Source organism: Microvirga lupini (genome assembly GCF_014191055.1).
GTDB classification, from domain to species: Bacteria; Pseudomonadota; Alphaproteobacteria; order Rhizobiales; family Beijerinckiaceae; genus Microvirga; species Microvirga lupini_A.
Genome location: NZ_JACHWB010000004.1, coordinates 1 through 12027, shown reverse-complemented (window position 1 = coordinate 12027; position 12027 = coordinate 1). Strand labels below are relative to the sequence as shown.

The 12027-nt window shown below is 63.7% G+C and carries 11 protein-coding genes; 6 read left to right on the top strand and 5 right to left on the bottom strand.

Annotated features, from left to right (window positions below):
* Positions 1-78 precede the first annotated feature (78 nt).
* Positions 79-636 (top strand): ActR/PrrA/RegA family redox response regulator transcription factor, encoded by a 558-nt coding sequence (locus FHR70_RS15450; RefSeq protein ID WP_183451735.1) that lies wholly within the window; start codon positions 79-81, stop codon positions 634-636.
* A 4-nt stretch (positions 637-640) separates the two neighbouring features.
* On the opposite strand, the gene FHR70_RS15445 is transcribed toward FHR70_RS15450, so the two are convergent.
* The 5 genes from FHR70_RS15445 to FHR70_RS15425 all read right to left on the bottom strand — a co-directional run bounded on the left by FHR70_RS15445 (position 641) and on the right by FHR70_RS15425 (position 3916).
* Positions 641-1180, bottom strand: coding sequence for a DUF6790 family protein (locus tag FHR70_RS15445; RefSeq protein ID WP_183451733.1), 540 nt, complete (start codon positions 1178-1180; stop codon positions 641-643).
* Between the two features lie 17 nt (positions 1181-1197).
* On the bottom strand, positions 1198-1668 hold the full coding sequence (locus FHR70_RS15440) for a methyltransferase family protein (RefSeq protein WP_183451731.1): 471 nt from the start codon (positions 1666-1668) through the stop codon (positions 1198-1200).
* An 84-nt stretch (positions 1669-1752) separates the two neighbouring features.
* The gene (locus FHR70_RS15435) at positions 1753-2250 is read right to left on the bottom strand and encodes an MmcB family DNA repair protein (protein WP_183451729.1); all 498 of its coding nucleotides are present in this window, start codon (positions 2248-2250) and stop codon (positions 1753-1755) included.
* A 75-nt stretch (positions 2251-2325) separates the two neighbouring features.
* Positions 2326-3222, bottom strand: coding sequence for a DMT family transporter (locus FHR70_RS15430; protein WP_183451727.1), 897 nt, complete (start codon positions 3220-3222; stop codon positions 2326-2328).
* A gap of 127 nt (positions 3223-3349) precedes the next feature.
* On the bottom strand, positions 3350-3916 hold the full coding sequence (locus tag FHR70_RS15425; protein WP_183451724.1) for a tetratricopeptide repeat protein: 567 nt from the start codon (positions 3914-3916) through the stop codon (positions 3350-3352).
* A gap of 370 nt (positions 3917-4286) precedes the next feature.
* Between FHR70_RS15425 and FHR70_RS15420 the strand changes: the two genes are divergently transcribed.
* From FHR70_RS15420 to FHR70_RS15400, 5 genes are all read left to right on the top strand, one after another.
* Positions 4287-6833, top strand: a complete 2547-nt coding sequence (locus tag FHR70_RS15420) for an ABC transporter ATP-binding protein (RefSeq protein WP_183451722.1) — start codon at positions 4287-4289, stop codon at positions 6831-6833.
* A gap of 101 nt (positions 6834-6934) precedes the next feature.
* Complete coding sequence (locus tag FHR70_RS15415) at positions 6935-7876, top strand: MBL fold metallo-hydrolase (protein WP_183451720.1); 942 nt, start codon at positions 6935-6937, stop codon at positions 7874-7876.
* Positions 7877-8158: 282 nt separating this feature from the next.
* Positions 8159-9550, top strand: a complete 1392-nt coding sequence (locus tag FHR70_RS15410; RefSeq protein WP_183451718.1) for a calcium-binding protein — start codon at positions 8159-8161, stop codon at positions 9548-9550.
* Between the two features lie 276 nt (positions 9551-9826).
* A complete protein-coding gene (locus FHR70_RS24370) occupies positions 9827-11758 on the top strand; it encodes a hypothetical protein (RefSeq protein WP_281381356.1) in 1932 nt (643 codons plus the stop codon).
* 99 nt (positions 11759-11857) lie between these two features.
* A partial coding sequence (locus FHR70_RS15400) for an NAD-dependent epimerase/dehydratase family protein (RefSeq protein ID WP_183451714.1) occupies positions 11858-12027 on the top strand: 170 nt, incomplete at its 3' end.

Here is a 12027-nt window from a genome sequence, read left to right as displayed (position 1 = left end):
AGAATTCCCATATGAGGAAGGAGCCGGAAAGGCTCGCCTCAACAAGGAAAATTCTTGAAGATGCAAGGAGATAGTCTGATGGCCGATGCGCCTGTCGCATTCGAGGATCGCGCCGACAAGAGTCTCTTGATCGTCGATGACGACCGGCCGTTCTCGACCCGTCTCGCCCGCGCCATGGAAGGCCGCGGCTATCAGGTGCGCGTGGCCGAAAGCGTGGCGGACGGCCTTGCGGCCATCGAAAGCGAGGCCCCGGCCTTCGCCGTGATCGACATGCGGCTCGGCGACGGCAACGGCCTCGACGTGATCGAGCGCCTGAAGAACCGCCGCCCGGACGCCCGCGGCGTCATCCTCACGGGCTACGGCAACATCGCCACGGCCGTGACGGCGGTGAAGATGGGAGCCTTCGACTACCTGGCAAAGCCCGCCGATGCGGACGAGATCCACGCCGCTCTCATGGCCCAGCCGGGCGAGCGGGCCCTGCCGCCGGAAAATCCCATGTCGGCCGACCGGGTGCGCTGGGAGCACATCCAGCGGGTCTACGAGCTCTGCGGCCGCAACGTCTCGGAAACCGCCCGGCGCCTCAACATGCACCGCCGGACCCTGCAGCGCATCCTCGCCAAGCGCGCGCCTCGTTGATCCCTCAGCGAGGAAACGCCGCTCTCTGAATGCGCGACTGCGTGGTCCCGGCCCCTCTCTGCATCCACAGCACGATCAATCCGAAGAGCGGCAGCAGGATATCCGTGTAGAAGATCACGCCAGCATTGCCGGGCGCGTAATTGTGCACCTTTACCATCTGGACCACATGGCCTGCGGCGGCGCCCCAGAGAAAGAAGGCGGGGGCCACGAGCGCGGCGAGGCGCATGCCGAAACTGCCCCTGAGGGCCATGAATCCCACGACGGAGAATCCGAGGCTGGCGAAGCCGACCTCCTTCTGGAACGGGCTGGTCTGCCATCCGATGAAAGCGGCCGCCACCTCGGAGAATAAGACGTGCATGACGAAGTTGTAGAGAAAGCTGACTCCGAGCGAGAAGAACAGGAACCAGGACAGCAGGGCCTCCGTCACGACAGGGCGGCTCCAGGGCCGGGGCTGCCGCAATAGCGTAATGAGCGATGCGATCAGCCCGAGGACGAAAAACGTCAGCGTGAAATTGCTGAGCAGAAACCTGATGACCTGATCCATGATTGCCCCCACAATCGCTACAGCCAGCGCCGAACGCGCGAGCGATAGACGCGATAGACATCCCCGAACTTACGGTCGAGATAAGTTTCTTCGCGGGCCACGACGCCGTAGCGGATGACGAGCGCGAAGGGCACCAGCATCAGCGGCAGCCAGAGAGTGTTGAATGCGATGCCCAGGCCGATCAGGCCCAGAAACATGCCGAGATAGATGGGGTTGCGCGTGAAGCGATACGGCCCGCTCTCGACAATGGTGGTGGTCGGCAGGTTCGTGGGGACGTTCGAGCCAGCTCCGGTCATCGCCGCGATGGCCCATGCGACCAGCGCCAGCGCAGGGACGAACACCAATGCGCCGAGCCAGCCTGCGGGCCAATCGACCGGCAGGAACGGCAAAGGCATGAGCCGATCGAGCCCGAATCCGGCAACGACGGCGAGCCCCCATGCGAGGGGCGGCCGGATCATGACGTGAGCGGTATCTGCCGTTTCAGCCATAGCGGGACCGTGAACCCGGCTCTTTTTATGTCCTGCTCAGATTACCGTCAAATGGCGATGGGATTGGGAGAGAAGGTGAAGGCCTCAAAGCCTGCCGTCGGCGATCCTGTCGGGATCGGCGAGCGTATGCAGCAGGGATGCGGCCGCGTGTGCGAAGCGCAGGGTCACGGCCTTGCGGCGCGCCCCCGCCAGTGGGTGGTGGGACGCCTCGCGCAGGATCGCCGCCCCGAAGCTGTCGGCGATGATCAGGCCGCGATCCTCCGGCAGGATGTCGAAGGGCACGGTCTCAGGCACGGCGAAATAGAATCGGTCGCAGAAATCCTCGTAATCGGGCCATTTCCGGTCGGCCCGGAAATCGGCCACGCTCGATTTGATCTCGATGATGGTGAGCGCCCCGTCGGGCGCGAGCGCGATCAGATCGGCGCGCCGGCCGTTGGCGAGGGTGAATTCCGGCAGCGTGACATGGCCGAGCTGCGAGAACAGGCGGCGCACGCCGCGCTGAACACCGGCCGCGACCGGCGATTGTCGGCCGTCGACGGGCAGGATGATGGGACGGGAAAGGGCTGCGGACGAATCGGACATGGCGCCTAAGGTATCATCCCCTCGCGGCCGTGCCGCAACGGCTCCGTTGTCGCGCTTGCTGAAGAAAGATTCCCGCTACCGAAAGCGCTTCCATCGCGCCGAAACCAGCCGCATGGCGCCGTTGCGCCTGAGCACGATGACCAGGACCCCGCAGAGGGCAAGGCCCGTACCGAGCGCCATCTTCGCGTCGAAGCGGTCGCCCGTCACGAGAATGCCCAGGGTGACCGTCAGCAGAGGATTCATGATCAGCAGCGGGGCAATCAGGTTGGCGGGATATTTCCCGATCAGGCCGTAATAGATCGTGTGCGCCAGCAGGGACACGATCAGGGCGGAGAACAGGAGCGCGCCCACGAACCCCCAGCCCGCTTCAAAAGCCTTGGTCATCTGGCCCGTTTCGAATGTCGTCGTCAGGAGCACCATCGGCATCACCGAGGCCAGCCCGACCCATGCCTGGAACTGCAGGGGCCTCACGCCCTTGATCTGCTTCATCATCACGGCGGCAAGCGATCCGATGCAGGTGGAGGCCAGAACCAGGAGGAGGCCTGCGGAGAGCGGAAAGCCGCCGTCCGGGTCCCACATGACGAGCACGCCGCCGGTGAAGGTCAGCACGATGCCGAGCGCCCGCCGGCCGTCGAGCCGCTCGCCCAGCATCAGCATGGACAGAAGCGCCGTGATCGGAATTCCGAGCTGGCTCACCACGGCGGCGCTCGACGGGCTCGCGCTCTTGATGCCGAGGAAGAACAGGGCAAAGCCGCCGCCGCCCATCAGAAACCCGACCAGGACAATGCGCCATCGCGGCCGCGGCGCCGGCAGCAGCCAGGGAAGAGCGAGCATGGCCACGATGCCGAAGCGCACGGCCGCATAGAACAGGGGCGGGATCTCCATGCCCGACACGACGATCTTGCTGACGATGGTATGGGCCGCCCACAGGAAGCAGACGAGAAACATCAGGAAGAGATCGCGCAGGGCCATAGTGCTGGATAGCTCGGCTGTGGGGAATGTTGCAAATGCCGGGAACGGGGGGCTGGCATGATCGTGGGGAGGGTTTCGCCCCGACCGGCGATCCTGCGGCATGATCGCAAAGGCGGATGAAGATTTTCTAATGCAGCATCAGGTGATGCGGCGACAGGTTCTCCAGCATGTCGCGCAGGTCTTCCATGTGGGGATTGATGCCGAGCGCGATCTGGAAGGCGGCACGCGCCTCGTTGAGGTGGCCGTGGCGCAGGCAGAGATTGCCGAAACCTGCGACGGCCCCGAAATGGCGCGGCTCCAGGCGCAGGGTCTGGGCGATGTCGAGCAGGCTGTCCGCATCGCGCTTCTCGATGGAGGCCAGCATCGCCCGCTTGTTCCAGGCCTCCGGCCAGTCCGGATACATGGCCACCAGATGGTCGAGCAGCGGCCGGGCCGTCTTGAGCGATCCCGAGCTTAAGGACTCGACGGCCGCCGCCATGGTCTCCTCGGCGATCCGGTCCTCGTGCGAGCTCCACAGAGCCCAGATCTGGTCTTCGATCTCCTCCACGGGCCTGGGCGGCTCCTCCAGGGCGAGTTCCTGAAACAGATTCGTCAGCCGGCGCGGCAGATCCGGGCATGGGGTGCGCACCGGGACCTCAAGAACGAGCTGAAAGACCGGATCGATCGGCAGGGGGGACGGCAAAGGGGACGTCATGGGCGGGCTCACCGATCCTCCATGGCAGGCAGCCAAGGCAGGTGACATAGAGTCGAGGCGCGGCATGGCGAGAGGGCAAATCGCCCCGATGCCGGACCCTGGCGAAAGCTCGTTTGTGTTTGGGCGCACGTCTTGAACGCGCTTCCCCGCTGTCGGGTCGAAAAATGCTCGCGCATCCTGCGAAAAAGTGGTTCCGATTTTCCCTGTCGTGGCCCTTCGGGTCGCTGGCGCGGCCCTTCGGGTCCGCCCGACACGGTGCGCTGTTTCGAGAAGCGGGCATCGGGTGAGTTCCAAAATGGTTTTCACTTTCGGGGCCGATGCTCTAGGTTCCGCTAACGTCACTGAACCTGAACGATCATTGGAGCTGCCCTTGGGAGCCGTCATCGAGCGCGACCCGCTGCGTCTGGCCTGGAAAACCTCGCCCGTCCGACATCTGGTCGGCTTCGGCCTCCTGATGCTGGCGGGCCTTCTGGTCCTGATCGGCCTCGATCTGGTCCGGCAGATGGTCGACCGGGCGACCGGCGGCCCCGATGCCTGGAATGCGCCCGCTGCCTTCCTGCGGATCGCCCTCACGCCGCCGGCCGACCTGTGGCCGCGATCGCTGGTGCTGTTTCCCGGCTTTGCCCTCGATCCCGAGACCTTTGCGCTGGCGGCCGTCATCGGCGTGCTGGCCGTTCCGCTGGCTCTCGGGCTGATCCTGGTGGCGCTCGAATGGGTGGCGGCCGGCATCGGCGGGCGGATGCTGATGCGGGCCCAGTCGGCTGCCCTCGACATCATTCTGAAAGTGCCCTCCGCCTCGCACGACGAGATCACCATGATCTCGGCGCTCGCCTCCCGGGGGCTGGCGCGCGAAAACGGCGTGCTGGGAGCGAGCCTCCTGATCCCGGTGAAGCTGGGCGGCATGATCGGGCTGGCCTGCGCCTATGTGTTCGTCATGGACTGGCACCTGGGCGCGGTTCTGGCGGTGGTGCTGGCCCTCGGCATGATCGTGAGCGCGCGCCGGGCGCTCCTGCGCTTCGACGCCGCCGCCGCCCGGAGCCGGGAAGGCGATGCGGCCGAGGGCGTGTTCACGGACCTGGAGCAGCGCCTGCCGGCCCTGCGTGCCCATGGCACCGGGCCTTTCGAGCGCGACCGGGTGCGCCAGGCTCTCATGAGCGGCCACCGCCCGGTGATGCGGGAGGAATACCGCCTGGCGATCATGGAAGCCGCCTCCGCGGCCGTGCTCATGATCGCGCCTCTGGCGGTTCTGGCGCTCGGCGCCTGGTTCTCGCAAACGCGTCCCCTGACGGCCGGAACGGTCGCGGCCAGCGTGCTCGCGGCGGCGCTCGCCGCCTATGGCACCCGCGAGGTGGTGCAGTGGCACCGGCTGATCCTGCGGGCCAGGGCGCTGCTCATCGACCTCGGCAGGGGTCTGGCGCCGCTGAAGCTGCGTGCGGCCCTCAAAGGCAAAGCCAGCCTGCCGGAGAACGGCGCGCTCGTGGCCCAAGGCGTCTCGGCCTACGATCCTGCGAGCGGGGCGCGCGTTGCATCGGTCAATCTCACGCTCGCCTTCCCGTCCCATGTGGCCCTGGTCGGCGACGGCGATGCGGGCCCGAGGCTGCTTGCGGCGCTCATGAGCGGCCAGCTGCCGCCCTCCATGGGCCGCCTGACCTATGGCGGCGTGGATCTCGCGGCCGCCAACCCCGTGGAGCGCAGCCAGCGCATCGCGTTGACGGGATCGACGATTCTGATCGAGGGCAGCCTGCGGGACAACCTGCTCTATGGCTGCTCCGCACCGGCGGGCGAACTCAACCACCGCCTGTCGGAGGCCATCGCCATCGCCGGGCTCGACCGGCTGACCCATGCCCGCGGCCTGTCCGGCACCATCGATCCGGCCAGGGAGCCGAAGCTCGCCGCCGCCATCGTGGAGGCGCGCCGTGCCGTCGAGGCGGCGCTGGCCACCGAGGATCTCGACCGCTTCGTCGATCCCTTCAGCGCCACGCGCTACAACCGCTACGCCACGATCGGCGAGAACCTCCTGTTCGGGAAGCCCATCGGCGATGCCTTCGAGGAGGATCGGCTGGCGAGCCATCCCTTCGTGCGTGCCATCCTGGAGGCCAACGAGCTGACCAAGCCGCTCGCGCGCATGGGCCTCTCCATCGCCACCAGCATGATCGAGATCTTCGCGGAGATCCCGGACGGCTCCCCGCTCTTCGACCGCTTCTCCTTCTTCTCGGCGGCGGACCGGCCCTATTTCCAGGATCTCGTCGACCGAAGGAACGAGCAGCGCCGGAGCGACCAGACCTCCCGCGATCAGGAGCGCCTGATCGGCCTGGCGCTGCGCTACAACGAGAGCCGGCATCGCCTGGGGTTGCTCGAGCCGGGCCTGGAGGAGCGCATCCTGGTGGCCCGCGCCGATTTCGCCCGCATGCTGCCGGTGAGCCTGAAATCCTCGATCGAGTTCTACGACGAGGCGCGCTTCTGCGCGGCGGCGAGCGTTCAGGACAACCTGCTCTTCGGCCGTATCGCGGCCGATCAGGCCGGCGCTCTCGAGGCGGTGCTGGAGGTGACCCGCCGGGTGCTCACCCAGCGCGGCCTCGACGGCGAGGTCTCGCGCATCGGGCTCGACACGCCGGTCGATCCGCAAGGGGATGACCTGACCCTCACCGAGCTGGCCGCAATCGATCTCGTGCGCGGCCTGGTGCGCCGGCCGAGCATCCTGGTGGTCCAGCGGGCCCTCGACGGCCTGCCGGGACCGGCAGCCGACAAGCTGGTGATGAACCTGCGCCGGGCGCTCGTCGGGCGCGGCCTGATCCTCGTGACGCCCGCGATCTCGCCCGCCATGGATCAACCGCCCTTCGATGCGGTTATCCATTTCGAGCGGGGCGAGCCCGTGATGGAGCGCCGCACCCGGCGTCTGGAGGCGTTAAGTGCGTGACACATTCTGCCTTGACCCACTGTGCATGTCAGGGGCAGCTTATCGCGGTTCATGTGCGCCAGCGCACATAAGAGGGGTTTTCGTTACATCATGATCCTGCCATGGTAAGGCGAGTTGCATCCTCTGACGCATTGCAGGTCCGGTTCTGGGGCACTCGCGGCTCCACCTGCGCATCCGGGCCTCAGTTCGTCGAGTTCGGATCGCACACCCCCTGCGTCGAAGTCCGATGCGGCGAGCGTCTCTTCATTCTCGATGCGGGCACCGGCCTCTCGGCCCTGGGCATGGAGCTCGGCCCGAGCGCGCCCGAGAAGATCGACATCCTCCTCAGCCATCTCCACCTCGACCACATCAGCGGCATGCCCTTCTTCAAGCCGGCGCTTCTCGCCAAGGAGCGCGTGATCCGCACCTATTGCGGGCATCTGGAGGGCGAGAGCGCCATGGAGCCCCTGAGCAGGCTCTTCTCACCGCCCCTGTTTCCGGTGCGCCTCGGCCAGCTTCCGGCCCAGTTCGAATATCACGGCTTCAAGGCCGGCGAGCCGCTCACCTTCGACGACGGAACCCGGATCGACACCCATCTTCTCAACCACCCGGGCGGCGCCACCGGCTACCGCCTCAGCCACCGGGGCCGCAGTGTCTGCTACATCAGCGACGTGGAGCACAGCGACCCCTGGCCCGATCCGGATCTCGCCGCCTTCGTGCGCGACACCGACCTCATGATCTTCGACGGCATGTTCTCGGATGCCGAATACTCGTATTGCCGCGGCTGGGGCCATTCCACTTGGCAGAAGGGCGTGGAGCTCTCGAAGGCCGCCGGCGTGAAGGCACTGGCGATCTTCCACCTCTATCCCGGCCACGACGATGATTTCCTGAAGGCCGCCGAAGCCGAAATGCAGGCCGTGATGCCCACCGCCTTCATGGCCCGCGAGCGGCAATCCTTCAGGTTCGAGCCGGTGGAAGACGACTTCGACACGGGCTGCGCGGACCCTCTCAAGACCCAGGTCGGAAGGGAGAAGCCCGTCTCCCTCAAGGACTTCGCCACCTAGAGCGTCGGACCAGAGCCCATCTTCCCACCCTCGGCTCGCAGCAGGCGTTCCGAAATCGCCTCTCGTCCTTGTTTGGATCTCCTGATCGATTTTATTGGCGATGCAACCAGCACGTTATTTCGTGAGGGATCTTTCCTATAGGGAAGAATAGTCCTATCCATCGTCTGAGCATTATTATATTTCATTTGTTATATCATGCCGCATTCGGCTGATTCTGATGCGAGCGCCTCATGTTTCGGGAACGAGCGGTTGGCGCCGAATAAATGAATTGCGAGGGTTTCAATGGGCACAACCATCTATTCGACGAACCTGGATGGCGATTATCACCGCATCAGCCCGAATGTGGGCACCTATATCGATTGGGGGTCCAATTCCACCGTCAACAGCGGCTGGGGCATCACCGATATCCAGATCGCCGTGTTCATGGCTGACCAGGCTCATGACCGTCTCGAAATCGATACGGCAATGGGCGTCTCCGCCAGCAATGGCCTGAATGTCGGGAGCGTCATTACCATCGGCAATTACAAGGGCGTCATCGGAGCGGGCAGCACCAAATACAACATCCACCTTTCCTTCAGTGAATTTTACGATGAGGAAGTGGAGTTTCCTCGGGGCACCATTGCCGCGAAATTCATCCAGTCGATCATCTACAAGAATACCTCGGAAACGCTCCCAGACGATTTTTACCGGCAGGTTTATGTCGCGATCGACAATTGGGGCGGCGGCAATAACAATGAAGGCAATGATCAGAGCTACATCAGCTTCACCAAGTGGATGCCCTATCAGCCGGGTGGCTATGGCGGGAACGCGGGCGGCGGGACGGGAGGCTGGAACCTTCCTCCCGAGATCACCGGCGATCTGAAGCGCAAGACCATCTCGGACATGGCCATGCCGTTCTCAGGGGTCAATATCGGCGACGCGAACGGGAACAACGTCTCGGTCACCATCGTCGTCAGCGATCCGAAGCGGGGAGGCTTCCTGGCCTCGAGCCTCGGCGGCGGCACCTACGATCCCGTGACCGGCGTCTACACGATCACCGGCTCTCCGGCGCAGGTCAATGCGGCGGTCAAGAAGCTGGTCTTCACCCAGTCCCCGGACCTTGAAGGCAAGTCGGCGGCCCTTGCGCCCGTCTCCTTCAAGATCATCGCCAGCGATTACTATCGCAACACCGTCGCGACGCTCGAAACGGATTTCTGGACCAACCGTGCCCATACGCTCAAGGGCAAGTCCGGCAGCGACAAGCTCTACGGCTATGCCGGCAAGGACAAGCTCTCCGGCAACGGCGGCAACGACAAGCTCTTCGGCGGCTCGGGCAACGACACGCTGACCGGCGGCACAGGCAAGGACGTCTTCGCGTTCGACTACAAGCCGAACACCAAGACCAACAAGGACAAGATCGTCGACTTCAAGGTGGTGGACGATTCGATCTGGCTCGACAACGCGATCTTCACCAAGCTCGGCAAGTCCGGCACGGAGAAGAAGCCGGCTCAATTGAAGAGCAGCTACTTCACCATCGGGTCCAAGGCCAAGGACAAGAACGACTACGTCATCTACGATGACAAGAAGGGCAAGCTCTTCTACGACGCCGACGGCTCGGGCAAGGGCAAGGCGGTCGAGATCGCCAGCCTCTCGAAGAACCTCGCCCTGACCCACAAGGACTTCTTCGTCATTTAAGGTAGATCACGCCGTCCTGCCTGCTCAGGCAGGGCTCAACTCTCCAAAGAGCGCATCGTGCGGGCCGGTAGGCCACGCCAGTGAAAACCGGGCCCGCCGCTCGCAGACGGAGCTTCGGATTCGCACGATGCGCTCCTTCCTAAGGTGGAGCTGACCGATCTATTGTCGCACTGGATGCAATCTCAACCCTTGGCGGCCGCTGCAACCTTGAGATTTCTGTAATTGCTATATAATACCGTTTCGAACAAACGGAACTGTCTCAAGGGAATGGAAGCGATGAGCGTGATCCTGAATACGCGCGGCGAGACGCGCGTCAACACAACGACCCCTGATAATCAAAGAGGCCCTGCGATTACATTCCTCAAGGACGGCGGATGGGTGGTCACTTGGGAATCCGAGGCGGACGAGGGCATCTACCAGCAACGCTACGGCGCCAATGGGCGCCCTATCGGCCAGGAGTTCCTCGTCAGCACCAACAACATCACCAATAAAAGCGGACCATCAGTGGGCGCGCTTGAAGATGGCGGATGGGTGGTCACTTGGAATTCCTTCGGTCAGGATGGCAATGGAAGTGGCCTCTATCAGCAGCGCTTTGACGCCAATGGCACGCTGAAAGGTGGTGAGATCCCAGTCAACAGCACAGTTGCTGGCAACCAGACCCTATCGCAGGTAACAGGCCTGTCAGACGGAGGCTGGGTCGTCACTTGGGAATCCGATCACGGCACGGGAATCTACGATGTTTATCAGCAGCGCTACAATGCCAACGGCACGACACGTGGCGGTGAGGTCAGGATCAACACAACGACGGAGTATAGCCAAACCAATGTCTCGGTAGTGGCACTAAAGGACGGGGGCTGGGTCGTCACTTGGCAATCCGCCCAAGATTTCTTTGGAGATGTGGATCTCTACCAGCAGCGTTACAACGCCGATGGCAGCACCCGTGGTGGCGAAGTCAGGGTCAATAGCACCGCGGCTGGGGGGCAAATAGAGCCGTCCGTGACCGCTTTGTCCGATGGGGGATGGGTCGTCGTTTGGCATTCTGCCAACAACATCTATCAGCAGCGTTTCGATGCCAACGGTATAGCTCGAGACGGCGAGACCAGAGTGAGTACGATCGCCACCGAACAGGGCCAGCCACAGGTCGCAACTCTGGCGGATGGAGGCTGGGTCGTCATCTGGGGCGGTAATGGCGTTTTCATGCAGCGCTACAGCGCCTCCGGGCAGAAAATCGGCGGCGAGATTCGCGCCAATACCGCAACCGACAGCGATGATTTCGAACCTCACGTCACCGGGTTGGCCAATGGCGGCTGGATTATCACGTGGCAGGCCGAGGGTGATGGTCAATATGATGTTTACCAGCAGATCTTCAGCGCTGCCGGCGAGCCGATACGCCCCGATACGCCGATGGGATTGAGCCTCTCGGCAGCGGTGAGCGAGGGCGCCCAGGCGACGAGCGCCGTCGGTCCGATTGCCGTCCAGGCGCTCGATCCGAGCGGCAGCTACACCTACGAGCTGCTCGACAATGCGGGCGGGCGCTTCGCGCTCGCTGCGAACGGCACGCTCACGGTCGTGGACGGCGTCAGGCTCGATTACGAGCAGGCGCCGTCGCACATGATCAAGGTGCGGGTCACTGATGCCTTTAACGTCACCTATGAGCAGTGGGTCACGGTCAACATTGCCGATGTGAACAACGAGAACCTCACCGCCGATGCCGCCGACAACGTCCTTAAGGGCGGGCGCTACGCGGACACGTTGCGGGGCCAGGGCGGCAACGACATGCTGTATGGCGATGCCGGGAACGACAGACTCTACGGCGATTCCGGCAACGACAAGATCTATGGCGGACTTGGTAACGACCGGCTGTATGGCGGCTCCGGCAAGGACGTGTTCATGTTCGACACGCGGCCGAACAAGAGCACGAACGTGGATCGAATTTACGACTTCAAGTCCAAAAACGACAATTTCTATCTCGACAACAAGTACTTCACCAAGCTGGGCTCGGGCTCCTTCTCCAAGCCGAAGAAGTTCAAATCGGACATGTTCGTCGAGGGCAAGAAGGCGCAGGACCGGGAGGACCGAATCGTCTACGACAAGAAGACCGGCAACCTCTACTACGACCAGGACGGCACCGGCTCGAAAGCCCAGGTGAAGATCGCCACCATCTCCAACAAGACCAAGCTCACCTACCACGACTTCTTCGTGATCTGAGCCCGGCCAAAGCGTGCGGCGTCCGCCGCGCGACGGATGCCCTCCCCTTTGCCGAAAAATCCACTATGGTGCCCGCCACATCATCAGGCGGGCCCCTTCATGTCGTCTCCGATTCTTGTCACTGGTGCGGCCGGGTTCATCGGCTATCATGTGGTGCGGCGACTTCTGGCCGATGGGCACCCGGTGGTGGGCGTCGACAGCTTCACCCCCTACTACGACACCAGCCTGAAAGAGGCCCGCTTCGCCCAGCTTGCCCCCCACAACACCTT

What these genes read in the sequence shown, in the direction of transcription:
- FHR70_RS15440 (WP_183451731.1), bottom strand. Translation starts at nt 1,668, where the DNA reads ATGGCTGAAACGGCAGATACCGCTCACGTCATGATCCGGCCGCCCCTC.
- FHR70_RS15435 (WP_183451729.1), bottom strand. Translation starts at nt 2,250, where the DNA reads ATGTCCGATTCGTCCGCAGCCCTTTCCCGTCCCATCATCCTGCCCGTC.
- FHR70_RS15450 (WP_183451735.1), top strand. Translation starts at nt 79, where the DNA reads ATGGCCGATGCGCCTGTCGCATTCGAGGATCGCGCCGACAAGAGTCTC.
- FHR70_RS15430 (WP_183451727.1), bottom strand. Translation starts at nt 3,222, where the DNA reads ATGGCCCTGCGCGATCTCTTCCTGATGTTTCTCGTCTGCTTCCTGTGG.
- FHR70_RS15425 (WP_183451724.1), bottom strand. Translation starts at nt 3,916, where the DNA reads ATGACGTCCCCTTTGCCGTCCCCCCTGCCGATCGATCCGGTCTTTCAG.
- FHR70_RS24370 (WP_281381356.1), top strand. Translation starts at nt 9,827, where the DNA reads ATGAGCGTGATCCTGAATACGCGCGGCGAGACGCGCGTCAACACAACG.
- FHR70_RS15410 (WP_183451718.1), top strand. Translation starts at nt 8,159, where the DNA reads ATGGGCACAACCATCTATTCGACGAACCTGGATGGCGATTATCACCGC.
- FHR70_RS15445 (WP_183451733.1), bottom strand. Translation starts at nt 1,180, where the DNA reads ATGGATCAGGTCATCAGGTTTCTGCTCAGCAATTTCACGCTGACGTTT.
- FHR70_RS15415 (WP_183451720.1), top strand. Translation starts at nt 6,935, where the DNA reads ATGGTAAGGCGAGTTGCATCCTCTGACGCATTGCAGGTCCGGTTCTGG.